General features: G+C 68.9%; 21 protein-coding genes. 8 read left to right on the forward strand and 13 right to left on the reverse strand.

The annotated features are described in order from the left end of the window. The first annotated feature begins 73 nt into the window (after positions 1-73). Positions 74-1138, forward strand: coding sequence for an Ldh family oxidoreductase (locus tag ACQY8B_RS12475; protein WP_422086984.1), 1065 nt, complete (start codon positions 74-76; stop codon positions 1136-1138). 13 nt (positions 1139-1151) lie between these two features. Here ACQY8B_RS12475 and ACQY8B_RS12480 read toward each other — a convergent pair whose 3' ends face one another. After that, on the reverse strand, positions 1152-1481 hold the full coding sequence (locus tag ACQY8B_RS12480) for a DUF6172 family protein (RefSeq protein WP_422086985.1): 330 nt from the start codon (positions 1479-1481) through the stop codon (positions 1152-1154). A 69-nt stretch (positions 1482-1550) separates the two neighbouring features. Here ACQY8B_RS12480 and ACQY8B_RS12485 point away from each other — a divergent pair, with 69 nt between their 5' ends. Further along, positions 1551-1778: a hypothetical protein gene (locus tag ACQY8B_RS12485; RefSeq protein WP_081267286.1), complete on the forward strand. Its 228-nt coding sequence runs from the start codon at positions 1551-1553 to the stop codon at positions 1776-1778. 1 nt (position 1779) lies between these two features. Here ACQY8B_RS12485 and ACQY8B_RS12490 read toward each other — a convergent pair whose 3' ends face one another. Next, on the reverse strand, positions 1780-2967 hold the full coding sequence (locus tag ACQY8B_RS12490) for a PLP-dependent aminotransferase family protein (RefSeq protein ID WP_422086986.1): 1188 nt from the start codon (positions 2965-2967) through the stop codon (positions 1780-1782). Positions 2968-3076: 109 nt separating this feature from the next. On the opposite strand from ACQY8B_RS12490, the gene nth reads away from it, so the two are divergent. Together nth and ACQY8B_RS12500 are read left to right on the forward strand one after the other, a co-directional pair. After that, positions 3077-3724 carry an endonuclease III gene (nth, locus tag ACQY8B_RS12495; protein ID WP_422086987.1) on the forward strand — a complete coding sequence of 216 codons (648 nt, stop codon included), beginning with the start codon at positions 3077-3079 and terminating at the stop codon, positions 3722-3724. 65 nt (positions 3725-3789) lie between these two features. Next, on the forward strand, positions 3790-4617 hold the full coding sequence (locus tag ACQY8B_RS12500; RefSeq protein ID WP_422086988.1) for an Ivy family c-type lysozyme inhibitor: 828 nt from the start codon (positions 3790-3792) through the stop codon (positions 4615-4617). 31 nt (positions 4618-4648) lie between these two features. Here ACQY8B_RS12500 and ACQY8B_RS12505 read toward each other — a convergent pair whose 3' ends face one another. Continuing rightward, the gene (locus ACQY8B_RS12505) at positions 4649-6211 is read right to left on the reverse strand and encodes a methyl-accepting chemotaxis protein (RefSeq protein WP_422086989.1); all 1563 of its coding nucleotides are present in this window, start codon (positions 6209-6211) and stop codon (positions 4649-4651) included. A gap of 141 nt (positions 6212-6352) precedes the next feature. On the opposite strand from ACQY8B_RS12505, the gene ACQY8B_RS12510 reads away from it, so the two are divergent. After that, positions 6353-9124, forward strand: coding sequence for a LuxR C-terminal-related transcriptional regulator (locus ACQY8B_RS12510; RefSeq protein ID WP_422086990.1), 2772 nt, complete (start codon positions 6353-6355; stop codon positions 9122-9124). A 12-nt stretch (positions 9125-9136) separates the two neighbouring features. Here the strand turns inward: ACQY8B_RS12510 and ACQY8B_RS12515 are convergent, their stop codons facing one another. The 4 genes from ACQY8B_RS12515 to ACQY8B_RS12530 are packed head-to-tail and all read right to left on the reverse strand — an operon-like array spanning position 9137 to position 13003. Further along, positions 9137-9700 carry a histidine phosphatase family protein gene (locus tag ACQY8B_RS12515; protein ID WP_422086991.1) on the reverse strand — a complete coding sequence of 188 codons (564 nt, stop codon included), beginning with the start codon at positions 9698-9700 and terminating at the stop codon, positions 9137-9139. Further along, entirely contained in the window at positions 9697-10491 is a 795-nt protein-coding gene (locus tag ACQY8B_RS12520; RefSeq protein WP_422086992.1) for an adenosylcobinamide-GDP ribazoletransferase, read from the reverse strand. The genes ACQY8B_RS12515 and ACQY8B_RS12520 overlap by 4 nt, the downstream gene beginning before the upstream one ends. Further along, on the reverse strand, positions 10488-11546 hold the full coding sequence (cobT, locus tag ACQY8B_RS12525) for a nicotinate-nucleotide--dimethylbenzimidazole phosphoribosyltransferase (protein WP_422086993.1): 1059 nt from the start codon (positions 11544-11546) through the stop codon (positions 10488-10490). The genes ACQY8B_RS12520 and cobT overlap by 4 nt, the downstream gene beginning before the upstream one ends. Next, positions 11543-13003: a cobyric acid synthase gene (locus ACQY8B_RS12530; protein WP_422086994.1), complete on the reverse strand. Its 1461-nt coding sequence runs from the start codon at positions 13001-13003 to the stop codon at positions 11543-11545. Before ACQY8B_RS12530 ends, cobT begins: the two co-directional genes overlap by 4 nt. On the opposite strand from ACQY8B_RS12530, the gene ACQY8B_RS12535 reads away from it, so the two are divergent. Next, on the forward strand, positions 12963-13385 hold the full coding sequence (locus ACQY8B_RS12535; protein ID WP_422086995.1) for a hypothetical protein: 423 nt from the start codon (positions 12963-12965) through the stop codon (positions 13383-13385). The two genes, ACQY8B_RS12530 and ACQY8B_RS12535, sit on opposite strands and share 41 nt — an antisense overlap. 81 nt (positions 13386-13466) lie before the next feature. Here the strand turns inward: ACQY8B_RS12535 and ACQY8B_RS12540 are convergent, their stop codons facing one another. The 4 genes from ACQY8B_RS12540 to ACQY8B_RS12555 form a co-directional block, all read right to left on the reverse strand. Next, a complete protein-coding gene (locus ACQY8B_RS12540; RefSeq protein ID WP_422086996.1) occupies positions 13467-14978 on the reverse strand; it encodes an efflux transporter outer membrane subunit in 1512 nt (503 codons plus the stop codon). A gap of 15 nt (positions 14979-14993) precedes the next feature. Beyond that, a complete protein-coding gene (locus ACQY8B_RS12545; RefSeq protein ID WP_422086997.1) occupies positions 14994-18275 on the reverse strand; it encodes an efflux RND transporter permease subunit in 3282 nt (1093 codons plus the stop codon). Positions 18276-18315: 40 nt separating this feature from the next. Beyond that, positions 18316-19566: an efflux RND transporter periplasmic adaptor subunit gene (locus ACQY8B_RS12550; RefSeq protein ID WP_422086998.1), complete on the reverse strand. Its 1251-nt coding sequence runs from the start codon at positions 19564-19566 to the stop codon at positions 18316-18318. A 148-nt stretch (positions 19567-19714) separates the two neighbouring features. Further along, positions 19715-20611, reverse strand: a complete 897-nt coding sequence (locus ACQY8B_RS12555) for an alpha/beta hydrolase (protein WP_422086999.1) — start codon at positions 20609-20611, stop codon at positions 19715-19717. A gap of 181 nt (positions 20612-20792) precedes the next feature. On the opposite strand from ACQY8B_RS12555, the gene ACQY8B_RS12560 reads away from it, so the two are divergent. Together ACQY8B_RS12560 and ACQY8B_RS12565 are read left to right on the forward strand one after the other, a co-directional pair. After that, positions 20793-21707, forward strand: a complete 915-nt coding sequence (locus ACQY8B_RS12560) for a LysR family transcriptional regulator (RefSeq protein ID WP_422087000.1) — start codon at positions 20793-20795, stop codon at positions 21705-21707. Between the two features lie 220 nt (positions 21708-21927). Next, positions 21928-22680 (forward strand): flagellar brake protein, encoded by a 753-nt coding sequence (locus tag ACQY8B_RS12565; RefSeq protein WP_422087001.1) that lies wholly within the window; start codon positions 21928-21930, stop codon positions 22678-22680. Positions 22681-22694: 14 nt separating this feature from the next. Here the strand turns inward: ACQY8B_RS12565 and ACQY8B_RS12570 are convergent, their stop codons facing one another. Then, positions 22695-23159, reverse strand: coding sequence for an OsmC family protein (locus tag ACQY8B_RS12570; RefSeq protein ID WP_422087002.1), 465 nt, complete (start codon positions 23157-23159; stop codon positions 22695-22697). A gap of 29 nt (positions 23160-23188) precedes the next feature. After that, positions 23189-23740, reverse strand: a complete 552-nt coding sequence (locus ACQY8B_RS12575; protein ID WP_422087003.1) for a GNAT family N-acetyltransferase — start codon at positions 23738-23740, stop codon at positions 23189-23191. Between the last annotated feature and the right edge of the window lie 44 nt (positions 23741-23784).

The raw sequence follows: 23784 nt of genomic DNA on the forward strand, positions 1-23784 counted from the left end.
TGGGGCGTGGTTCCTGGGGCGATCACGCCCCGAACGGACAGCAAACAACACAACGAGACAACGGAGCACTGACATGACCGACACCGCCCCGCTCTACCGCGCCGACGCCCTCAAGGACTACGCCAGCGCCCTCCTCCAAAAAGCCGGACTCGAAGCATCCAGGTCCGACAGCGTCGCCCGCACCTTGGTCGAAGGCGACCTGCTGGGCCACGACACCCACGGCCTCGCGCTGCTGGCCGGCTACGTGAAAGAACTTGAATCGGGCGGCATGACCCGCGACGGCTCACCCGAAGTGCTGTCCGACCGCCCCGCCGCCGTACTGTGGGACGGCAAGCGCCTGCCCGGCCCGTGGCTCATGGACCAGGGCATGGATCTGCTCGTGCCGCGTGCGCGTGAACTGGGCACCGCCTCGCTCGTCATCCGCCGCAGCCACCACATCGCCTGCCTCGCCGTCTACATGCTGCGCGCGCTGCAGGAAGACATGCTGATGCTGCTGGCCTGCTCCGACCCCAACGCCGCCAGCGTCGCGCCCTTCGGCGGCACGCAGGCCGTGTTCACGCCGAACCCGCTGGCCATGGGCTTTCCGCTGTCGCAAGGCGGCGTGATGGTCGACATCTCGGCTTCCATCACCACCAACGGCATGAGCAACCGCAAGCGTGCGGCCGGTGAAACCTTCGCCGAGGAATGGCTGATCGACGCCGCCGGCAAACCGTCGAACGATCCGCAGGTGCTGTTCGACCAGCCGCCCGGCACGCTGCTGCCGGTGGGCGGCCTGAGCCACGGCCACAAGGGCTACGGCATGGCGCTGCTGGTCGAGACACTCACCGCCGGCCTCGCGGGCCACGGCCGGGCCGACCCGCCCGAAGGCTGGGGCGCCACGGTGCACATCACGCTGCACGACCTGAACGCCTTCGGCGGCAAGGACGCCTTCCTGCGCCAGATGGACCACGTGGCCGCGCAGTGCCGCGCCAACACGCCCATCGACCCGGCCAAGCCTGTGCGGCTGCCGGGCGAAGGCGGGTTGAAGCGCAGGGAAGCGCAATCGAAGAACGGGGTGCGGCTGCACCCGTCGATCGCGCGTGCGCTGCACGATGCTGAGCAGCGCTACGGCCTGCGGCTGGCGCAGGCGCTGATCTAGACCAAAGGCAGGCTCAGTCTTCTTCCGTTTCGGAAGAACCAGGAGCGGCCTCACCCTCGGGCCGCGGCTTGCGCTTGCCGGGCTTGGCCACGACCTCGACATAGAACTGCTTGCCGCCGTCCTTGACCACGCCGTCGATCAGGCCGGTGATGGCCGAGAGGTGGACGACTTCGGCCGATTCCTCGGCCGCGCCGAACTTGCAGTCGAAGTCCCAGAAGTCCGCGCCTTCGGGCAATTCGCGCCGTCGTTCGCGCTTGATGTACTTGCGGATCTCGTGCTTGATGGCTTCGAGGAGACGGTCGGGGTGCTTGCCCTCGACCTGAAGCTGAAAGGTTTTTCTCATGGGTGATCGTAACGCCCCCGCCGCGTCGCTGTGTACAGTCGGCGCTTCAAACGAAAGCAGGTGAAAGACATGGCGCGCGCAAACGACTGGGCAAGCAAGGTGATGGCATTGATCAACGGTGGCAATCCCACCGCCGCCATCGCGCAGATCAAGGTCGCGCCCTCGGTCAAGGACCTGAAGGCGCTCCAGACCATCATGACGCTCTCGAAAATGAAAGGCCGCTATCCGAACGTGGATGCGGCCATTGCGGACAACCTGGAGCTGCTCGCGGCGCCCCGCCTGCACCGCTCCCCGTGATTTACAGCGCCTGACCCAGGCGCTTGACGCCCTCTTCGATCTTCGCCACGTCGGCCGTCGCGAAGCTCAGGCGCAGCGTGGCCACGTCGGGCTTCTCGGCAAAGAACGGCGCGCCGGGCACGAAGGCAACCAGCTTCTCGATGGCGCGCTTGGCCAGTTCGTTCGCATCGGCCAGCTTGCCGTTGGCACCCGTGAGGCGGGCCCAGAAGAAAAGGCCTCCGCTGGGTTGGGTGAAGCTCACCGCATCGCCCAGTTCGCGCTTGAGCGCATTGCCCATGGCCTGCGCACGCTGGCCGTACACCTCGCGCACATGCGCCAGCGTAGCCGGCATGCGGCCGCTCTTGAGGTACTGGGCCGCGGTGGCCTGCGAGAAGGTGCTGGTGTGCGCGTCGCTGAACTGCTTGCACATGGTGGCCTTGGCCAGCAGCTCGGGCGGGGCGATCATCCAGCCGATGCGCAGGCCGGGGCTCAGCACCTTGCTCAGGCTGCCGCAGTGGGCCAGCAGCTCGCGGCTGCCGGGCACGTCCTTGCTCAGGGCCATGATCGACGGCGGCGGGGCTTCGCCGAAGTAGAGGTCACCGTAGGGGTCGTCCTCGACGATCAGCGTCTGGTACTTCACGGCCAGCTCGAGCACCTTCTTGCGGCGCTCCAGGCTCAGCATGGCGCCGCTGGGGTTGCCGAAGGTGGGAATCAGGTAGACGAACCTGGGCTTGTGCTCGGCGATGAGCTTTTCGAGCTCGTCGGTCTTCACGCCGTTGGCGTCGATGGGCGCGCTGATGAGCTGCGCGCCGTACAGGCGGAAGCACTGGATGGTGGCCAGGAAGGTCGGGCCCTCGACGATCACCTTGTCACCGGGCGAGATCATGGTCTTGCCCAGCAGGTCGAGCGCCTGCTGGCTGCCGGTGGTGACGATCAGGCCGCCGGGCTCGACGTCGACGCCCTTGGTCTTCATGAAGGCGCTCAGCTGCGTGCGCAGCGGCTCGTAGCCTTCGGTGGCGCCGTATTGCAGCGCGCCGCCGGGTTCTTCGGTGAGTGCCTTGTTGCTCGCCTCCTTGAGGCCCTCGACGTCGAACATGGCGCTGTCAGGGAAGCCGCCCGCGAAACTGATGATGCCGGGCTTGCCCAGCAGCTTGAAGAGTTCGCGGATGGCGGAGGTCTCGACGTTGTCGAGTCGGGAGGCGAATTGCATGGTCTGGCTCTCTTTCTGGGGTGCCATTGTCGCGAAAGCGGCGGGCAATAAAGCTGCGTAAGGCTTTGGCCTTTCAACGATATATTGCGCTAAAGCCGATGCTCGCCCCATGAAAAAAGAAAACATCCCCCTCTTCTTCGCCACATTGCAGGCGGCCAACCCCGAACCCAGGACCGAACTCGAATACACCACGCCCTTCGAGCTGCTGGCAGCCGTGCTGCTGTCCGCGCAGGCCACCGACGTGGGCGTGAACAAGGCCACCCGCAAGCTGTTCCCGGTGGCGAACACGCCGCAGGCCATCCTCGGCCTCGGCGTGGAGGGCCTGGAGGAATACATCAAGACCATCGGCCTGTACCGCAGCAAGGCCAGGCACCTGATCGAGACCTGCCGCATGCTGGTGGAGCAGCACGGCGGCGAAGTGCCGCGCACCCGCGCCGAGCTGGAGGCGCTGCCCGGCGTGGGCCGCAAGACCGCCAACGTGGTGCTGAACGTGGCCTTCGGCGAGGCCACCATCGCGGTCGACACGCACATCTTCCGCATGGGCAACCGCACCGGGCTCGCGCCGGGCAAGACGCCGCTGGAGGTGGAACTCAAGCTGGAGAAGCGCGTCCCACTGCAGTACCGGCTGCACGCGCACCACTGGCTCATCCTGCACGGACGCTACGTCTGCGTGGCGCGCAAGCCGCGTTGCTGGGAATGCGCGGTCGCCACCCTCTGCGACTACAAGCCCAAGACACCCGCGCCGAAGACGGCATGAGAAGCACACACTGCAAGCACATCCGGCAAACACATCGAATGAAAATGAAGAAGACCCCGTCCCGAATGCTCGTAGCCACCGCCCTGCTCGGCATGGCGGCCTGCATGCCGGCCGTGTCGTGGTCGCAGGCCGCTTCGTCGGGCCTGCCCGCCGATGCGATGGCGCAGTACGGCGGACGCTGGTCGACCGACTGCGCCAACGCCGCCGCGCCCACCGTGCAGGTGCATGCCGACATGCTGATCGCCGAAAGCGGCAAGCGCCGCGTGGTCGGCACCGCTCCGCAAACGGCCCACAGCTTCTTCGGCAACAGCCCGCCGCCGCCCAACTTCGACGTGGCGCTGATGAGCAGCGTGGCCAAGGCCGGCGCCATGACATTCCTGGTCTACCGCGAGGCTCGGGGCCAGTCGATCACGCTGGACGCCGAGAAACCCGTCGCCGGCCAGCTCGGCCCCGACATGATGAAGCTGCGCTACTGGCGCTGCGACGGTGCCGCGCGCGCCGTGCCGCCGCCGGCCGAGGCCGCGGCGCCAGCGAAGCAGCCGGCACCGCCCACCGGCAGCCCCGCCGCGCTGGCGCAGGGACCGGCCATGCAGAAGGCCTGGCGCGCCGCACTCGGCACGCGAGAAACCGACCGCTGGCTGGTGCGCCGCGAAGGCCCGGCGCCCGAGCCCCAATGGGTGACGGTCGACGGCACGCGCTACCTGCTGCATGCCTTCTGCAAGCCGCACGACTGCTACGACAACAACGCCATCGCCCTGTACGACCAGGGCTCGGGCCGCATCTACGGCCTGGTGCAGCGCGACGGCAAGAACCGGCTGGTGGGCACGCCGCCTGCCGCGCTCGCACCCCAGCTCGACAAGCTCTGGCGCGAGCAGTGGCGCAAGAAGGGTTGAGCCGCCCCTGCCCCGGGCGCGCTCGCGGCACTCAGGCCAGCTTGAACATGCGCACCGCATGCACCAGGCCCGCGGCCTGATCGTTCATCGACTGCGCGGCGGCTGACGCCTGCTCGACCAGCGCCGCGTTCTGCTGCGTGGTGCGGTCCATCTGCTTGATGGCGTCGTTCACCTGCTCGATGCCGGCCGACTGCTCCTGGCTGGCCGCGGTGATCTCCGCCATGATGTCCGTCACGCGCCGCACGCTGCCCATGATCTCTTCCATGGTCTTGCCGGCTTCGTTGACCAGCGTGCTGCCCGCGTCGACCTCTTCCACCGAGTCACCGATCAGCGTCTTGATTTCCTTCGCGGCCGCGGCCGAGCGCTGCGCCAGGCTGCGCACCTCCGACGCCACCACAGCAAAGCCGCGCCCCTGCTCGCCGGCACGCGCCGCCTCCACCGCCGCGTTCAGCGCGAGGATGTTGGTCTGGAACGAGATGCCGTCGATCACGCCGATGATTTCCACCACCTTGCGCGACGAGGCGTTGATGGACGCCATCTTCTGCACCACCTGATCCACCACTGCGCCGCCGCGCGAAGCCACCTGCGAGGCCGAGTCGGCCAGCTGGTTGGCCAGCCGTGCGTTGTCGGCGTTCTGCTTGACGGTGGAGGTCAGCTCCTGCATCGAGGCCGCCGTCTGCTCCAGCGAACTGGCCTGCGCCTCGGTGCGCGAAGACAGGTCGCGGTTGCCCGAGGCGATCTGGCTCGACGCCGTGGCGATGGAATCGGTGCCGTCGCGCACCTGCCCCACCACCTTGGCCAGCTCGTCGTTCATGGAGCGCAGGGCACGCATCAGCATGCCCGACTCCGAGGAATCGGCCACCTCGATGCGCGCCGTCAGGTCGCCCGAAGCCACCTGCTGCGCCACCGTCACCGCCTGCACGAGAGGCCGCGTGATCGAGCGCGTCATGCGAAAGGCCAGCAGCAACCCGCCGACCAATGAAGCGCAGCTGATCCATACGATCAGCCACTTGGCGCGCTGGTACGCGGCCTGGGTCGACGCGGTGCTTTCGTCGGCGCTCTTCTTCAGTTGCGCCTGGAAGGCCGCGACATGCGCCAGCACCTGGTTGAGCAGCGGCATGCACTCCTGGGTCAGCACCCTGACTGCAGCTTCGGTCTGGTGCGAGGTGGCGAGCGCGACCACATTCCTGGCAATGGGCAGGTACTGCGCCTCGAGCGCGCGCAGCTTCTCGAGCATCTTGCGTTCTTCGGGGGTGGAGGCGGCCGGGTCTGCCATCACCGTGGCCAGGCTCTGCAGGCCGGCGTCGATCTCGCGCTGGGAGCTGCCGACGAGTTCGATGTCGCCTTTCTGCCCTGCCGAGTCATTCACCAGCGCCAGGTTGCGCGCCGCGATGGCGCGCTTGCCGATGGCGGATTGCACGTTGTTGAGTTCGTCGAGCTTGCGCTGGCCGACCTCGGTAGCGAAGGCGATGCGCTCCGAAAGATTGGCCATCTGGTGCAGGCCGATGCCCGTGATGACCAGCTGGAGCAGCAGCAACAGCGCAAAGCCCAGCCCGAGACGGGCTCCAATCCTGAGATTCGAAAGATCGAGCATGTAGCTTCCTTCAAAAAGTTGCGTGGTCTCCCTTTCGTCATCGGCGGCCCTGGCATGCGCCACCCCACCCCTGAAGGGTGGGATGGGCAAACCCGGATACATGTGTTTCAGCGGGCGCGGGATGAATGAAAATTCACCAGGATGCAATCCGAACTCTCCCCCGGCGCGACGGCACTGCGCGCCCGCAGCCGCAGCCGCCGGCTGCTGGTCCGCCAGAGGCTGCTCGACCGGCTCGCCGGGCCGGGCACGCGCCGCTGTGTCGTGCTTCGGGCGCCCGCCGGCTTCGGCAAGAGTTCGCTGCTGCTCACATGGCAGCGCGAGCTGGTCTCGGCGGAAACCGACATCGCCTGGGTCAGGCTCGCCGACGTTCCAGAAGGCGACCTGCATTTCATGACCGCCCTGATGGCGGCTCTGGGCGCCATCGATGCCGCCATCACCAGGCAGGCGGTGGCGCACGCCCGCCCCGATGCCTATGCCATCGAGCGGCTGGTCATCGCGCTGGTGCGGGGCATCGCCGCGCATGGCCGCAAGGTGGTGCTGATCGTGGACGACGTGCACTGCGCCCAAAGCGAGAACGTGCTGCACGCGCTGCAACTGCTCGTGGAATACGCGCCGCCCAACCTGCTGTGCGTATTCGCGAGCCAGGACGACCTGCCGATGACGCTGGCGCACGCCCCGGCCTCCAAGACGGTGCTGGAGCTGCGCAACGACGACCTGCGCTTCAGCCTGCCGGAGTCGATCGACTACCTCGGCATGCGCCTGCCCGACCTGGACGAGCGCGCCGCCGCGGCGATCCACCGGCTCACCGAGGGGTGGCCGGCCCTGGTGCGGCTGGCCAGCGCCGAAGTGCGCCGGCGGCGCGGCGTGCAGTCGTCGCCCCTGGTTCACGGCGTGCCCGACCCCGAACCCTTTGCCGCGTACTTTCACGCGCACGTCTTCTCCCGCGTTTCGGCGACGCAACTGCGCCTGCTCACCTGCTGCGCCGCCGCCACCCGATTCAATGCGCCGCTGTGCGCCGACCTGGCGGGCACCGGCTACACCCCCGCCCTGTGCTCGGAACTGCTGGAACCGCTGGCGCGCGAAGGCCTGCTGTCCGCGGCGCCGGAAACGACCGAACCGGTGGAAGACGCCGCACCGCCGCGCGAACGCTGGTGGCACATGCACCCGCTGCTGCGCAGCGTGCTGCTGACGCGCTTCGCGGCCTGGCCCGACGCCGAGCGCCTGCGGGTGCATGCCGCGGCCTGCCAGGTGTTCGCGGTGCGCGGCATGCACCACCAGGCCGTGCGGCATGCGCTGGCCGCCGGCCAGCATGAGACGGCCGCCCGGCTGGCCGAGCGCGGCGCGGCCGCACTGTTCACCCAGGGCCGGATGAACGAGGTGATAGCGCTGGTGCGCCAGCTCGACGCCCACACCGTCGGAGACAACACCAATCTCGCTCTCTGGATGGCCTGGGTCGAACTGGCCGACTACCGCCTCGACGACTGCGCCCTCAGCATCGAGCGGCTGCGCGGGAAGGCCGGCGCGGTCGCGCCGGCCATGCGCTACCGGCTGGCGCTGCTGAACTGCCTGCTCGCCATCCGCAACGACGACAACGACGCGCTCTCGCGGCTGCTGCCCGAACTGCTGGCCCCGCCGCCGGGAGCCGACGACTTCGCGCTGGCCGGCCGGCGCAACGTGCTGACCTGGCTCTACCTGCACCGCGGCGAGTTCGAGCAGGCACGGCGCATCCAGCGCGACGAGCCGACGCCGCGGGTCGACGGCGAACCGATGGTCGGCACCCTGTTCGGGTCGCTGGTGGGGCGCTGCCTCGTCGGCCTGTCGTATGCCGTCGAGGGACAGATGCACCGCGCGGAGCGCATCTACCGCCAGGTGCTGAGCGAAGCACAGGAGCGCGGCGCGCGCTGCGCCGAGGCCGAGCGGCTGACCGCCCAGTTGCTGGTCGAGGTGCTCTACGAGCAGCACGGTCCGCTGGTGGCCGCGCGCTTCATCCAGGAACAGCTCGGCACGCACGACGGCCTGATTCCCGACACCGCCTTGCGCATGATCCTCGTGTCGAACCGCGCGCTGCAGGCCGCGGGCCGCCGGCGCGAGGCGCTGGAGCATCTGGCGCAGGCCGCAAGCTTCCTGGGGCGCTTCGGCATGGACCGCGCGCTGGCCTGCGTGCTGCTGGAGCAGCTCAGGGGCCAGCTGGCGAACAACCATGCCGAAGCGGCACGCACGTCGTTGCAGGAACTGGAAGTGCTGCAGAGCCGGCACCCGGGCGTCGAGCCCGGCACCCTCCGGCGCATCGCCGACATCGTGGAGCAGGCGCGCATCTGGCTGGCGATGCACGACGGCGAACTGCTGCCCACGCTGGCGAAGATCGAAACCCTCTCGCACCGCTACGGGCAACGCGGGCAGGTCGGCTTCGTCGCCGCCCTCCAGCTCCAGGCGGCCGAGGTCGAGCGCAGGCTCGGGCGCGCCGAGGCGTCGAGGGCGCGCGTGTGCGCGGCCCTGCGCCTGGGCCACCGGCTGGGGCTGCTGGCCACCCTGCTCGGCGCGCACGACAACGCCCTGGAGCTGATCCGCACGGCGGCCACGATTCCCAACCTCGATCCGGTGCTGTCGTTCTTAATCGAGCGCATCGAGGCGCTGGCGCAATCGCAGCGCGACGCACGCGCCGAGCCTGTGCCGGTGCCGCGCTTGCGGGACGACCGCCGCGCGAGCAGCCAGCTCACGCTGCGTGAAGCCGAGATCGCCGAGCTGCTGCTGCAGTCGCTGCCGAACAAGAAGATCGCGCTCACGCTCGGCCTGTCGCTGGACACGGTCAAGTGGCACCTGAAGAACATCTACATGAAGCTGGACGCCCACGGGCGCAGCGCCGTCGCGCAGCGCATGCGGCAGGAGCTGGAGCGCGACGACGGCGGGAGGTAGCCGCCATCTCCGTCAGGCGGTGGGCGGATGCTCGAAGGTCAGCCAGCCGCCGAACGGCATTTTGCCGCCGGGCCAGTCGCCCGCGACGGCGGGGCAACGGATGCCGCGCCGCAGCAGCGTCACCGCGCGCAGCACGCCGGAATGCGTGACCCAGAGCGTGTCGCGCCCCCGCGCCAGCCATTCGTCGTGCGCGGCGGCAATGCGCGACATGAAGGCGCGCACGCTCTCGCCGTGGGTGCCCACGCGCAGGTCCGCGAAATCGGCGGTCCAGGCGTCGAAGTCTCCGCGCGGAATGGCAGCCCACGGCCGGCCTTCCCAGGCACCGAAATCCATCTCGGCCAGCCGTGCGTCGCGCCGCACCGGCAGGTCGGACCGCAGCGCGGCGATGGCGTCGGCCAGCGCAACGCAGCGCCGCAAAGGCGAACTGCACAGCAGCGTGCCGGCCGGCAGCAACGGCGCGATGCGCCGGGCGGCGTCCAGCGTGGCGTCGGCATGGGCGTCGAGGTCCGTGGCGCCGTAGCAAAGGCCCGGTTCGGCCACCACCGGGGCATGGCGCTGGAGCCAGAGCGTGCTCATGCGTGCCAGGCCAGCGCCAGGTAAATCGCGAGTTCGCAGACCTGCTGGGTCGCGCCCAGGCCGTCGCCCGTGAAGCCCTGCAGCCGCCGCATGAAGAGCCGCGCCATCCAGCTCGCGGCCAGCAGCGCCATGAGCACCGCCGCCCCGACGTGCACCGGGTCGTGCGCCAGCAGCAGCAAACCCACCGCGGGCACCGTCCACAGCGCGGCGATGAGCAGCGCGCCGCCGCTGATGGCGTCCGCCAGCGGCTTGGCCTTGCTCGCGCCGCTGTCGCCCACGTAGGGCAGCCAGCGGATCAGGAACAGCGGCATCAGCCGCGACAGCACATGCGCGCCGACGATGGCGATGGCCACCGACTGCAGCCCCCGCGCCGCCAGTGTGGCGAGCAGCGCGAACTTCAGGCCCAGCGCCAGCACCAGCGCCACCGCGCCGAAAGCGCCGATGCGCGAGTCCTTCATGATTTCCAGCGCCCGTTCGCGCCCGGCCGAGCCGCCAAGGCCGTCTGCCACGTCGGCCAGTCCGTCTTCATGAAACGCGCCGGTCAGCATCACAGTGGCCACGGTGCTCAGCACCGCCGCCGCCAGCGCGCCCGCCACGCCGGGCAGCCCCATGCCTACGCCAGTGAAGACCAGCGCCGCCACCCCACCCACCAGCCAGCCGATGCCCGGCAGGTGCGCGGCGCTGGCGCGCAGCATCTGCGGACTGAAGCCGACCCAGTCCGCGAGCGGGCCCGTCACCGGCACCCGCGTGAAGAACTGCAGCGCCAGCAGGAAGTGCCTGATACCGCTCATGCGTCCTTGCGCGACACGCCCGCCGCCTCGAAGCTCGCCATTTCACGCAGGATGCGGCAGGCCGATTCGAGCAGCGGCCACGCCAGCGCCCCGCCGGAGCCTTCGCCCAGCCGCATGTCGAGGTTCAGCAGCGGCTCCAGGCCCAGTTGCTCCAGCAGCAGCACGTGGCCCGGCTCGGCCGAGCAATGCGCCGCCACGCAGCGCTGCCCCACGCAAGGCTGCAGGGCCTGCGCCACCAGCACGGCCGAGCTGGCGATGAACCCGTCGACCACGATCACGCGGCGCTCCTCGGCCGCCTGCAGCACCGCGCCGACCAGCGTGGCCACCTCGAAGCCGCCGAAGGCCGCCAGCGCGTCCAGCGGTGCCGTCGCGTTCGCGTGCAGCGAGAGCACCTGGCGCAGCACCTCGCGCTTGCGCGCCAGCCCCGCCCCATCGAGCCCGGTGCCGATGCCGGTGCAGTCGTCGATGCGCAGGCCGCCCAGCCGCGACAGCAGCAGCGCGGCCGACGAGCTGTTGCCGATACCCATCTCGCCGAGCAGCAAGGCATTGCCAGGCAGCGCCCGCACCACCTCGCGCCCGTTGGCGATGGCCTGGGCGCATTGCTCGGCGGTCATGGCCGGGCCGACCGAGGCATCGGCCGTGCCCGGGGCGATCCGGCGCGAGACCAGGCCGGGCCGGGGCTGGAAGTCGCGCCGCACGCCGCAGTCGACCACCGTCAGCGCCAGACCGTGCTGGCGCGCCAGAACGCTCACCGCGGCGCCGCCGGCCAGGAAGTTCTCGACCATCTGCCAGGTCACGTCGCCCGGATAGGCCGAAACGCCGCGCGCCGCCAGCCCGTGGTCGCCCGCGCAAACCAGCATCTGCGGCGCCTCGAGCCGCGGCAGCTCGGTGCCCAGGATCAGGCCGATGCGCAAGGCCAGCGCCTCCAGCCGGCCGAGCGCGCCGAGCGGCTTGGTCTTGTTGTCGAGAGCGCTCTGCAGGCGCGCCGTCAGCGCGGTGTCGGCGAGGTCGGGAATAGTGGGAATAGCGGGAATCAGGTTGTTGTCGTTGTTCATGCAATCAGTCCGGCCAGCACGCCGGCGTCGAAGTGGGTGTCGATGAAATCGGCCAGGCCGTCGAAGGTGGCGTCCAGCGTGGGCGCCGAGGCGCCGAACAACGCATGAAGCGCGCCGGGGTCTTCGAACAGGCCATGGAGGTAAATGCCCAGCACATTGCCGCGCGCGTTCTGCCAGGCCAGCCCGTCGGGCATTACCGGCTTGCCGTCGTGTGCCAGTTGCGGATGGGCGGCTGTCTGGCCGTGGTGGATTTCATAGCCGGCCACCGGCACGCCGGACAGCGCGGCCCAGGCGCCACCCAGTTCGCCGAAGGTGGCCGCGCGGTGGCGCACCGTCTTCTCGCGCGCGAACACCGTCACCAGCGGCAGCAGGCCCAGCCCCGGCGCGTTGCCGTCGATGCCGTGCGGATCGACCAGCGCCTCGCCCAGCATCTGCAGGCCGCCGCAGATGCCCAGCACCGCGCCGCCGCGCTCGGCATGCGCGGCCACGGCGCCGTCGAGCCCCTGCGCGCGCAGCCAGGCCAGGTCGCCGCTGGTGTGCTTGGAGCCGGGCAGCACGATCCAGTCGGCGCCCGCCACGTCGGCCGGCGTGCGGGCCCAGACCAGGCGCACGCCCGGCACGTTCTTCAGCGCCTGGAATTCGTCGAGGTTGCTGATGCGCGGATACGCCACCACCGCCACCGTGCGGGTGACGGTGCCGCTCGCGCGGCTGCGGTCGTCGAACACACCGTCTTCCTCGGGCAGGCCGTGCTGCCACCACATGGGCAGCGTGGCCACGGTGGGCACGCCGGTCAGTTCCTGCAACTGCTGCGGCGCCGGTGCCAGCAGCGCGGCGTCGCCCCGGAACTTGTTGAGCACGAAGCCTTGCAGCAGCGCCCGGTCGGCCTCGGGCAACAGCGCCCAGGTGCCGTACAGGTGCGCGAAAGCGCCGCCGCGGTCGATGTCGGTCGCCAGCAGGCAGCGGGCCTGGGCGTGGCGGGCGATGCGCATGTTGACGATGTCGCTGGCCATCAGGTTGATCTCGGCCGGCGAGCCGGCGCCTTCGATCACAACCACGTCGTTCCCGGCGCGCAGTTCGTCGAGCGCCTGGGCGATCTGCGGCCAGACGCGCTCGCTGCGGCCGCGCCACGGCAGGGCCGACAGCTCTTCGCTCACCTGCCCCATCAGCACCACCTGGCTATGGGTGTCGCGCTCGGGTTTGAGCAGCAGCGGGTTCATGCGCACGTCGGGCACGGCGTTGGCGGCCAGGGCCTGGAAATACTGGGCGCTGCCGATCTCTCCGCCGCCCACCACGCGGGCGTTGTTGCTCATGTTCTGCGCCTTGAACGGCGCCACCTTCAGGCCGCGCCGCGCATACCAGCGGCACAGCGCCGTGGCTAGCCAGCTCTTGCCGGCCCCGCTGGTGGTGCCAAGGACCATGACGCACCGCGCCGGCCTGTTTTTCGCCGTTGAACTCATCGGCGGATTGTCGTTGAGCGCCAAAACCGTCCAGGCAGATCGACGAAATGCGACATCTTTCACACCTCGAGCAGTTCAAATGCAGCGCGTGAATCCAAAAGTGGCTCTGATGCGTAGATACGGCTTACACAACGCACAGCAACCAGGGACCATGCCAGTTTTGAACGATTTGGCGCTAGCCGTCGAGGAACACGAGCCGGGCCAGTTTTTCTGGACCCTTCTCGAAGCCCATCACGGCGGCGACGCCTCCGAGACCCTCGACTACCGGGTCTACCGCACGGCCGCCAAGCCGCAGGCCACTTATTCCAATGCGATGGCCATGGGCGTGCTGGAGCTGCAAAAAATAAGCGCCGCCGCAGGCACAGCCGGCGATACCGACTAGGGCCTGCCCACGGCGGCGCAAAGACCGCTTTGCAGCGTTCAGGCTTTCACTCTTTCCAAATCTTGCGGTCGCTCCGGCCGCTCAGCGCGCGGCCACGGCCTGCCCGGCCGCGGACGCTGCTGCCGCCACGGGCGCCGGCACGTCCCAGCCGCCGCCAATCGCGCGGATCAGCCCAACGGCCGCCTGGTACTGCGCCGACTTCACCTGCAGCGCCTGCCGGCGGTTGCGCAGTTCGCTGCGGCGCGCGTCCAGCAGGTCGAGCTGGCTGATGTAGCCGTTGCGATAGCGCGTGTCCGACAGGCTCGTGGCGCGCTGGGCCGAGGTCACGGCCTGCGCCTGCACCACCGATTGCTCCTGCAGGATGCGGATGGCGGCCAGCTGGTCTTCGACCTCCTGGAACGCCACCAGCGCCTGCGTGCGGTAGCTGGCCAGCGCGCCGTCGAGCTGTGCATTGGCGCCCTGCACGCCGGCCTCGCGGCGGCCGCCGTCGAAGATGGGCAGCGAAAGCAGCGCGCCGACGCCCCACGAGCGGGCCGACCACTTGAAGAGGTCGCCGATCTCGGGTGACGCATAGCCGGCGGCGCCGGTCAGCGAGATGTCGGGGAACCACGCGGCCTGCGCCACGCCCACGCGGGCCTGTGCGGCCAGCACCGCGCTCTGCGCGGCCGACACGTCGGGCCGGCGCATCAGCACGGTGGCGGGCACGCCCGGCGGAATGTTCGGCAGCACCGTCGACCACTCGTCGGTGCGCAGCCCGAAGCTGGAAGCCGAATCGCCTACCAGCACCGCCAGCGCATGCTCGACCTGGGCGCGCTGCCGGTCGAGCGCGAGCGCGTCGGACTCGGTGGACGACACCTCGGTCTGCACCCGCGCCACGTCGAGCTCGGCGATGTCGCCGGCCTGCTCGCGGCGCTGCGACAGGCGCAGCGTGTCGCGGTAGGCCTCGACCTGCTCGCGCACCAGGGCGCGTTCGGCATCGAGCGCGCGAAGCTGCAGGTAGGTCTGCGCGGTCTGCGCCTGTATCGCGAGCCGGGTGCTCTGCAGCAGCGCCTCGCGGCCGGCGGCGTCGAGCCGGGCCGCGTTGCTGGCGCCCGAGAGGCGGCCGAACAGGTCGACCTCGTACGAGAACGTGGCGCCCACGTTCGTCATCGTGGCCGGCCGGGTGCTGGCCGTGGCCTTGTCCAGCCCCGCACCACGGTTGGCGCCGGCGCCCAGGCCGATCTGCGGCAGGCGGTCGGCGTCGGCGGTGCGCGCCAGCGCGCGGGCCTCGGCCAGCCGCGCGGCGGCGGCCTGGATGTCGTTGTTGTGGATGTCGGCCTTCTCGACCAGCGCGTTGAGCGTCGGGTCGTTGAACACCAGCCACCAGGCGCCGCGCGACTGTGCCTCTGAGGGCACGGCGCGCATGAAGCCGGCGGGCGGCGTGGCGCCCTGGTCCTTGCCCTGTTCCTTGCCCTGTTCCTTGAACTGGGCGGTGGTCGTGATTTCGGGCAGGCCCGAAGGCACGGTGGCGCAGCCGGCCAGCACCAGGGCGGCCAGCAGCGGCAGCAAGGCGGCGCGAAGGGGCTTCACCAAAGTCTTTGCTTGGATATTCATGATGAACTTTCTTGATCAGTCGTCATGCGAAGGACGCGGCGACGCAGGCACCGGGTGCAGGCCACCGCCGCCCGAGCCACCGTGCGACGACGAAGGGGCCGGTGCAGCCGGATGGTCGGCCGACACGAAGTCTTCGCCATGCGGCACCTGTCCATGCAGCTTCAGCGGCCGGTTGCCCGCAAGGCGGCGCAGCAGCACGTAGAACACCGGCGTCAGGAACAGGCCGAAGGCCGTCACGCCGATCATTCCGGCGAACACCGCCACGCCCATGGCCTTGCGCATCTCCGAGCCCGCGCCGGTCGACAGCACGAGAGGCAGCACGCCCATCACGAAGGCCAGCGAGGTCATGAGAATCGGGCGCAGCCGCAGGCGGCTGGCTTCGATGGCGGCCTGCACGGGTGTGCGGCCGGCAAACTCCAGCTCCCGGGCGAACTCCACGATCAGAATCGCGTTCTTCGCACTCAGCCCCACCAGCACTATCAGCCCGATCTGGGTGAAGACGTTGTTGTCACCCCCCGAGATCCACACGCCCGTCATCGCGGCCAGGATGCCCATGGGCACGATCAGGATGATCGCGATCGGCAGCGTCAGGCTTTCGTACTGCGCGGCCAGCACCAGGAACACCAGCAGGATGGCCAGCGGGAACACCAGGAAGGCGGAGTTGCCGGCCAGAATTTCCTGGTAGGTCAGCTCGGTCCACTCGAAGCTCACGCCCTTGGGCAGCGTCTCGGCCGCGATCTTGGTGATCACGTCCTGCGCCTGGCCCGACGAGTAGCCCGGTGCCGGGCCGCCGTTGATGTCGGCGGCCAGGTAGCCGTTGTAGCGCATGGCGCGTTCCGGGCCGAAGGTCGAGTTGACCTTCATCAGCGCCGACAGCGGCACCATCTCGCCCGAGGTCGAGCGCACCTTCAGCAGGCCCACGTCTTCGGCACGGGCGCGGTAAGGCGCATCGGCCTGGACGCGCACGCTGTACGTGCGGCCGAACTTGTTGAAGTCGTTCGCATACAGGCTGCCGAGGTAGATCTGCATGGTGTCGAAGATGTCCGTCACCGGCACGCCGAGCTGGCGGGCCTTGGTGCGGTCGATGTCGGCATACAGCTGCGGCACGTTGACCTGCCAGCTCGTGAACATGCCGGCCAGCTCGGGCGCCTGCTGTGCCTTGGCCATGAAGGCTTTCACTGCCGCATCCATCTGGTCGTAGCCCACCGAGGCGCGGTCTTCCAGCTGCAGCTTGAAGCCGCCCGTGGTGCCCAGACCCGCCACCGGCGGCGGCGGGAACATCACGATGAATGCGTCCTGGATGCCGGCGAAGGCGCCGTTGAGCTGGCCGGCCACCGCGCCGCCGCTCTGGTCGGGGCGCTTGCGCTGGTCGAAGGGCTTGAGCGTGGCGAACACGATGCCCGAGTTCGAGCTGTTGGTGAAGCCGTTGATCGACAGGCCCGGGAAGGCGATGGCGTCTTCCACGTTCGGGTTCTTCTTCATGATCTCGCCCATGCGCTGGATCACCTCGTCGGTGCGGTCCAGCGTGGCGCCGTCGGGCAACTGGGCAAAACCGATCAGGTATTGCTTGTCCTGCGCAGGCACGAAGCCGCCGGGCACAGCCTTGAAGAGACCGAAGGTCACGGCGATGAGCGCAACGTAGATCGCCAGCATCAGCGCCTTGCGCGAGATGACGTTCTTCACGCCGCCGCTGTAGGCCTCGGAGCCGCGATGGAACAGCCTGTTGAAGCCGCGGAACAGCCAGCCGAAGGCACGGTCCATGCCGCGCGTCAGCGCGTCCTTGGGCTGGTCGTGGCCGCGCAGCAGCAAGGCGGCGAGCGCGGGCGACAGCGTGAGCGAGTTGATCGCGGAGATCACCGTCGAGATCGCAATCGTCACCGCGAACTGGCGGTAGAACTGGCCCGTGAGGCCGCTGATGAAAGCCAGCGGCACGAACACGGCCACCAGCACCAGCGCGATGGCGATGATGGGACCCGACACTTCGCGCATCGCGCGGTACGTGGCCTCGCGCGGCGTGAGCCCCGCCTCGATGTTGCGTTCGACGTTCTCCACCACCACGATGGCGTCGTCCACCACGATGCCGATGGCCAGCACCAGCCCGAACAGGCTCAGCGCGTTGATCGAGAAACCCAGCACATGCAGCACCGCGAAGGTACCGATCACCGACACCGGCACGGCCAGCAGCGGAATGATGGAAGCGCGCCACGTCTGCAGGAACAGGATCACGACCAGCACCACCAGCATGATGGCTTCGAGCAGCGTGTGGATCACCGATTCGATGGACGCGCGCACGAACTGCGTGGGGTCATAGGCGATGCGGTATTCCAGGCCCTCGGGCATGTTCTTGTTGAGCTCTTCCATCGTCTTGCGGACGTTGGCCGAAATGTCGAGCGCGTTGGAGCCCGGTGCCTGGAACACGCCCATGCCGACGGCCGGGTCGTTGTTCAGCAGCGAACGCAGCGAGTAGTCGGCGGCGCCCATTTCGAGGCGGCCGATGTCGCGCAGGCGGGTCACGGCGCCGTCGGTGCCGCTCTTGACGATGATGTCGCCGAACTCTTCCTCGCTCTGCAGGCGCCCTTGCGCATTGATGGAGAGCTGCATGTCCACGCCCGACAGGCCCGGCGAAGCGCCGACCACGCCGGCCGCGGCCTGCACGTTCTGGCCGCGGATGGCGGCCACCACGTCGCTGGCCGAGAGGCCGCGCTGCGCGACCTTCTGCGGGTCGAGCCACACGCGCATCGAGTAGTCGCCGCCGCCGAAGATCTGGACCTGGCCCACGCCTTCGATGCGCGCCAGCGGGTCTTTCACGTTCAGCACCGCGTAGTTGCGCAGGTAGTTGATGTCGTAGCGGTTGTTCGGCGAGACGAGGTGGACCACCATCGTCAGGTCAGGCGCGCTCTTGACGGTCGTGATGCCGAGCCGGCGCACTTCCTCGGGCAGGCGCGGCTCGGCTTGCGAGACGCGGTTCTGCACGAGCTGCTGCGCCTTGTCGGGATCGGTGCCCAGGCGGAAGGTGACGGTGAGCGTCAGCACGCCGTCGGTGGTCGCCTGGCTGCCCATGTAGAGCATGCCTTCGACGCCGTTGATCTGCTCTTCGAGCGGGGTGGCAACGGTCTCGGCGATCACCTTCGGGTTGGCGCCGGGGTACTGGGCGCGCACCACCACCGAAGGCGGAGCGACTTCCGGGTACTCCGAAATCGGCAGCCCGCGCAGCGCGATCAGGCCGGCTATCAGCATCAATAGCGACAGCACGCCGGCAAAGATCGGCCGGTCGATGAAGAATTTTGAGAGATTCATGTTGGTTCTCCGGCGGGCGCGGCTGCGCCCCCCTCCGAAATCAGGACTTCGCGGCCTCGGCCACGCGTTCCGGTTGTTGTTGCTTGGGGTCGGCCTTCGCGTCCATGGTCACTTGCTGCGGCGCCACCAGCGCACCCGGGCGGATGTGCTGCAGGCCGTTGACGATGACGCGGTCACCCGCCTTCAGGCCCTTGCTCACGACACGCAGGCCGTTGATGGAGGCGCCCAGCGTCACCTCGCGGTAGACCGCCTTGCTGTCGTCACCCACGACCATCACGAACTTCTTGTTCTGGTCGGTGCCGATGGCGCGCTCGCTCACCAGCAACGCGCTGTCGCTGCGCGCCTGGCCCATGCGGATGCGGGCGAACTGGCCGGGGATGAGCGCGCCGTCCTTGTTGTCGAACGAGGCACGCACGCGCACCGTGCCGCTGCGGGCGTCGACCTGGTTGTCGATCAGTTGCAGCTTGCCGGTGAAGGGCGTGCCGTCGAGGCCGGCGGTGCCCATCTGCACCGGAATGCTCTCGATCTGGCCGCGGGCGCTGGAGCCGCTGGGCAGTTCTTTCAGGGCGCGGGTGATGACCTGCTCGTCGGCGTCGAAGCTCGCGTAGATCGGGCTCACCGACACCAGCGTGGTCAGCACCGGGGCGCCCGGACCGGCCGCCACCAGGTTGCCCACCGTCACCTCGATCCTGCCGATGCGGCCCGACACCGGTGCGCGCACCTGGGTGTAGCCCAGGTTCAGGCGCGCCGACTGCAGCGAGGCCTGCGCCGCGCGCAGGTTGGCGTCGGCTTCGCGGCCGGCGTTCACGCGCTCGTCGAATTCACGCTGGGCGATGGCCTTGTCGTCCCACAGGCGCTTGGCGCGCTCCTGTTCGCTGCGGCTGAACGACTGGCGGGCCTGGGCGGATGCCACCTGCGCTTCGGCGCGCTCGACCTCGGCCGCATACGGCGCGGGGTCGATGGTGACCAGCAGGTCGCCCTGCTTGACCAGCGCGCCTTCACGGAAATGCACCGACTGCACGGCCCCCGCGACGCGAGAGCGCACATCGACGCGCTCGACGGCTTCGAGCCGGCCCGAGAACTCGTCCCAGGCGTTGATCTCGCTCGAAGCCACGGTCGCCACGGACACCGGCGTGGCCTGGGGCGCGGCGGGGGTGTTGTTGGCTTCTGCCTTGAAGCTGTACATGCCCACCACCGCGGCGGCCACTGCCAGCAGCGCGGTCAGGCCGGTCACGGCGGGCCACAGGCCCTTGCGGGCAGCGGAAGACAGCTTTTTCTCGTTGTTCGACATGATGGTTCGTCCTTCTCGATGACTTTTGGGATGCAACAGGCCAGCCCGGCGCTTTTCGGCACCAGGAGGCGGATTTCGGAAAAAAAGAGGCCCTGGCACGCCGCCGCGCTGGCAGCGTGTCGATCAGGCGGACGGGGTCGGCCGGCTACTAACTGGGGTGGTTGGGCGCCGTACCCGAAGGCACGGCCTTTGGCGTGGTGGCGCTGAAGAACTCGCGGAAGTGCTGCTGCACCGTGGCCTCACAGGCCACGCAACCCGTGTTCTCGGTGTCGTAGAGCGCCTTCGGCCAGTCGGTGGCACTGGGCAGCACGCTGCTCGTGACCTCGATGCCGGCGGCCCGCAGGCGGCCCGCGAAGGTCAGCGCCTCGTCGCGCATGGCGTCGTCCTGCCCCACCAGCACCAGCGCGGGCGCCAGGGCCGACAGCCGCAACGAGCCGCTGGGCACCGCATAGGGGTGCGTGGCGTTCGACGGGCAGCTGAGGTACTTTTCCCAGCCGCTGGCCCAGCGGCACTCGGCCGCGTCATTGGTGGCCTTGCGCAGCGAGGCGGTGCCGGCGCACGGGTCGAGCATGGGCGACAGCAGGATCTGGCCCGCCACCGGCGGATGCGCCCGGTCGCGGGCAATAAGTGCCACGGCAGCCGCGAGGTTGCCACCGGCTTCCTCGCCGGCCAGGTAGACCTGCGCGCCCTTGCCGCCCAGCTTGGTGCGCTGCTTGTAGAGCCATTCGAGGGCGGCGTAGCCCACCTCGATCGGTTCCGGGAACGGCGACTGGGGTGCCAGCGGGTAGGCCAGCGAAACCACCACCGCCCCGGCGCCGGCCAGCAGCCGGGCCACGTTGCGGCCGTTGTCCAGGCCGCCGCACACGAAGGTGCCGCCGTGGAAATGCAGCACCAGCGGCACCACCTCGCCCTTGGTACGCTGGCCGTACACGCGCGCGCCGACCGGTTCACGGCCGGGCAGCTCGATCGACAGATCGGCTTCCACGCCTTGTGCCGCGGCGCGCGCTGCGGCTTCGGCGGAACTGGACGATGGAACGGGTGACATGGGCGACCTCGGGGGAATGGGCGATGGTTGAAATATAAGGCGCTCCATGGAGCGTTAAACAGGAAACATGGCCCCACTCTGTTTCCAAACCGACAACAATCCCGGGCGCCATGGGGAATGCCCGCATATGTGAGAATCCGCTCCCCCCGGTGTGGGCCGGGTATCCCAGAACAGGCATTCAATGGATCAAATCCAGGCCATGCGGATCTTTGTCCGCGTCGTGGAGGCCGGCACTTTCACCCGGGCAGCCGACTCGCTCGCGCTGCCCAAGGGCACCGTCACCAAGCAGATCCAGGCGCTGGAATCGCGCCTGCGGGTGAAGCTGCTCAACCGCACCACGCGCCGCGTGACGGTCACGCCCGACGGCGCGGCGTACTTCGAGCGGGCCGCGCGCCTGCTGAACGACTTCGACGACATGGAAGCCAGCATGACGAATGCGCAGGCCAACCCCACGGGGCGGCTGCGCATCGACATCGGCACCTCGGTGGCGCGGCTCATCATCCTGCCCGCGCTGGCCACCTTCTGCGACCGCTACCCCGACATCCAGGTCGACCTGGGCGTGAGCGACCGCACGGTCGACCTGATCAGCGACAACGTCGACTGCGTGATCCGCGCGGGCGAACTCAGCGACCAATCGCTTGTGGCGCGGCGCATCGGCACGCTGCACTTCGTCACCGTGGCGTCACCGGCGTACATCAAGCGCTACGGCATGCCGCAGCATCCCAATGACATCGAGAAGCGGCACCACGTGGTGAGCTACTTCTCGGGCACCACGCGGCGGGTGTACCCGCACGAGTTCAAGAAGGGCGACGAGCAGATCGAGCTGAACGGGCCCTACCGGGTGTCGGTGAACGAAAGCAACGCGCACATCACGGCGGTGCTGGGCGGCTTCGGCATTTCGCAGTGCATCACCTTCATGGCCGAGCCGCTGCTGGAAAGCGGCGAACTGGTCGAGTTGCTGCCCGACTGGAGCCGCGACCCGCTGCCCATCCACGTGGTCTACCCGCCCAACCGGCACCTGAGCGCGAAGGTACGGGCCTTCGTGGACTGGGCGGCGGAGCTGTTCGCGAAGAATCCGAGGCTGCAGCGGCGCTGATTGGGCCGTGCGGCACGCCAGTTCCGCCACATTTGCAGAAGATAATTCGCGCCGGACCCTAAAACTTGGCCGTCTGATGCCGCTAATAACTCAGGTCCGATTCCGGAAAGCGTCGCGATTTCCGGTTTGACGCACGTGCCGCGGACCCCATAAGGTCCGCGCAGCAGCCCCGGCAGGAGCCTTGGTACGCGCCCGCAAGAACATACACACCGGCAAGCTCATGGATACAGACCAGTCGAACGGCCAGGCCAACGCGCCCGACGAAACAGGCAATTTCGGACGCCGCACGCCGGCGGAAATCGGCGTTCAGCTGCGCAACCTCGTCAATCGCAGCAACAACCTCACCGTTCAGTACGCGGGCGGCCAGCTTGTGACGCAGCTGCTGGACGTCGATCTGCGCAGGCGTGTCTTCATCTTCGACTGGGGCTCGCAGCCCGAGCAGAACCAGGGCCTGCTGGCAGCACGGCGCTGCCTGTTCCAGGCCCAGCCGGAAGGCGTGCGCATCGAGTTCTCCATCGCCACGCCGCGCGAGGTCCGCTACGAAGGCATGCCCGCATTCGAGGCCGACTTTCCCGAAGTACTGGTCTACATGCAGCGCCGCGAGTATTTCCGCGTCGATGCGCCCATCCTCGATTCGTACACCTGCTCGGGCCGCCTGCCGCCCAAGGGCGATCCGTTCAGCTTCGAGGTGCAGGACCTGTCGCTCGGCGGCGTCGGCCTGCGCACCAAGGACGAGCGCGTGGCCGAATTGCCGCTGGGCACGCGCCTGCTCGACTGCGAACTGTCGCTAGGCACGCTGGGCCAGCTCACGCTCGACATGCAGCTGGTGTCGCAGCGCGCCACCACGCTGGAGAACGGCACGATCCGCTACCAGCTGGGATTCCGATTCGTGGCACTGCCGGCCGGCGCCGAAACCGCGCTGCAGCGGCTGATCACCCGGCTCGAAATGAAGAGCCGGTCGCTGGTGGGCTGAAGCCGGTCAGCCGGTCAGTACACCGGCTCGCAACGCACCTCGGTCTTGACCGAATTCGCGATGAAGCACTCTTCATGCGCGCGGTGGTGCATCTGGTCGACCTGCTCGCGCGTGGGCAGGTGCTCGCCCGAAAAATGCACCTCGGGCCGCAGCGTGACCACTGTCATCGCCATCTTTCCTTCGGCGTTCTTTTCCATCGTGCCGACGGCCGCATCGAAATAGCGGTCGACCACGAACTTGCGCTTTACCGCCATCGTGAGGAACCACAGCATGTGGCAGTTCGACAGCGAGGCGACGAACATTTCCTCCGGGTCGACCGCCGAGGCGTCGGACATGGGCAGCGGCACCACGTGCGGCGACGACGATGCCGGCACCTCCACCCCGCCGTCGAAGCGCAGCGTGTGCCGCCGGCTGTAGGTGTTGCCCAGGAAATCCTGCTCGCCTCGCTGCCAGAGGACTTCGGCTGTGTAGTGGGCCATGGGTGGCGCTCCTTGCCTGTCGGCGGGTGTCAGAGATAGATGAAGTAGCGGAACTTGGTCAGGCTGCCCTGGCTCGGCAGCGTGAGGAAGGTCTCGGCCTGCACGCCGCCGTTGGCCAGGATCACCTTCTGCGACGCGAAGTTGTCGGGGCTGGTCGTGATCTCGACGCGGCTCAGCCCCTCGCCGGCCGCCAGCGTGAGCACGGCGCGCAGCGCGCGCGTCGCGTAGCCCTTGCGCTGCTTCCACGGCACCACGTGGTAGCCGATGTGGCCCAGGCAGTAGACCGGCAAGGCGATGGTGCCGGGCTGCCAGCGCAGGTCGATGCTGCCGCAGAACTCGCCGTCCCACATCCAGAGCTTGTAGCCCGGCAGGCGCGGCACCCGCGAGCCGTCGGGCAGCGTGACCGGCGGGCCCTTGGCCTCGCGGTCCACCAGGTTCTCGAGGAACAGCGCGGCATCGGCCTCGATGGCCGCGCGCTCCTCGGCGCCCGATTCGGGCCGCGACTCGTCGCGCGCCCAGCCCCGGTTCAGGGCCGACACATAGCTGGCCAGATACGGCTTCGCGGGCCAGACGAGCTCCATCGGCCGCGGCTCGGAGATGGATCTGGGCCAGTACCGCGGCACGC

The sequence above is a fragment of the Variovorax sp. genome, assembly GCF_965279555.1.
Taxonomy (GTDB): Bacteria; Pseudomonadota; Gammaproteobacteria; order Burkholderiales; family Burkholderiaceae_C; genus Variovorax.

What these genes read in the sequence shown, in the direction of transcription:
- ACQY8B_RS12475 (WP_422086984.1), top strand. Translation starts at nt 74, where the DNA reads ATGACCGACACCGCCCCGCTCTACCGCGCCGACGCCCTCAAGGACTAC.
- ACQY8B_RS12480 (WP_422086985.1), bottom strand. Translation starts at nt 1,481, where the DNA reads ATGAGAAAAACCTTTCAGCTTCAGGTCGAGGGCAAGCACCCCGACCGT.
- ACQY8B_RS12485 (WP_081267286.1), top strand. Translation starts at nt 1,551, where the DNA reads ATGGCGCGCGCAAACGACTGGGCAAGCAAGGTGATGGCATTGATCAAC.
- ACQY8B_RS12490 (WP_422086986.1), bottom strand. Translation starts at nt 2,967, where the DNA reads ATGCAATTCGCCTCCCGACTCGACAACGTCGAGACCTCCGCCATCCGC.
- nth (WP_422086987.1), top strand. Translation starts at nt 3,077, where the DNA reads ATGAAAAAAGAAAACATCCCCCTCTTCTTCGCCACATTGCAGGCGGCC.
- ACQY8B_RS12500 (WP_422086988.1), top strand. Translation starts at nt 3,790, where the DNA reads ATGCTCGTAGCCACCGCCCTGCTCGGCATGGCGGCCTGCATGCCGGCC.
- ACQY8B_RS12505 (WP_422086989.1), bottom strand. Translation starts at nt 6,211, where the DNA reads ATGCTCGATCTTTCGAATCTCAGGATTGGAGCCCGTCTCGGGCTGGGC.
- ACQY8B_RS12510 (WP_422086990.1), top strand. Translation starts at nt 6,353, where the DNA reads ATGCAATCCGAACTCTCCCCCGGCGCGACGGCACTGCGCGCCCGCAGC.
- ACQY8B_RS12515 (WP_422086991.1), bottom strand. Translation starts at nt 9,700, where the DNA reads ATGAGCACGCTCTGGCTCCAGCGCCATGCCCCGGTGGTGGCCGAACCG.
- ACQY8B_RS12520 (WP_422086992.1), bottom strand. Translation starts at nt 10,491, where the DNA reads ATGAGCGGTATCAGGCACTTCCTGCTGGCGCTGCAGTTCTTCACGCGG.
- cobT (WP_422086993.1), bottom strand. Translation starts at nt 11,546, where the DNA reads ATGAACAACGACAACAACCTGATTCCCGCTATTCCCACTATTCCCGAC.
- ACQY8B_RS12535 (WP_422086995.1), top strand. Translation starts at nt 12,963, where the DNA reads ATGACGCACCGCGCCGGCCTGTTTTTCGCCGTTGAACTCATCGGCGGA.
- ACQY8B_RS12530 (WP_422086994.1), bottom strand. Translation starts at nt 13,003, where the DNA reads ATGAGTTCAACGGCGAAAAACAGGCCGGCGCGGTGCGTCATGGTCCTT.
- ACQY8B_RS12540 (WP_422086996.1), bottom strand. Translation starts at nt 14,978, where the DNA reads ATGAATATCCAAGCAAAGACTTTGGTGAAGCCCCTTCGCGCCGCCTTG.
- ACQY8B_RS12545 (WP_422086997.1), bottom strand. Translation starts at nt 18,275, where the DNA reads ATGAATCTCTCAAAATTCTTCATCGACCGGCCGATCTTTGCCGGCGTG.
- ACQY8B_RS12550 (WP_422086998.1), bottom strand. Translation starts at nt 19,566, where the DNA reads ATGTCGAACAACGAGAAAAAGCTGTCTTCCGCTGCCCGCAAGGGCCTG.
- ACQY8B_RS12555 (WP_422086999.1), bottom strand. Translation starts at nt 20,611, where the DNA reads ATGTCACCCGTTCCATCGTCCAGTTCCGCCGAAGCCGCAGCGCGCGCC.
- ACQY8B_RS12560 (WP_422087000.1), top strand. Translation starts at nt 20,793, where the DNA reads ATGGATCAAATCCAGGCCATGCGGATCTTTGTCCGCGTCGTGGAGGCC.
- ACQY8B_RS12565 (WP_422087001.1), top strand. Translation starts at nt 21,928, where the DNA reads ATGGATACAGACCAGTCGAACGGCCAGGCCAACGCGCCCGACGAAACA.
- ACQY8B_RS12570 (WP_422087002.1), bottom strand. Translation starts at nt 23,159, where the DNA reads ATGGCCCACTACACAGCCGAAGTCCTCTGGCAGCGAGGCGAGCAGGAT.
- ACQY8B_RS12575 (WP_422087003.1), bottom strand. Translation starts at nt 23,740, where the DNA reads ATGGAGCTCGTCTGGCCCGCGAAGCCGTATCTGGCCAGCTATGTGTCG.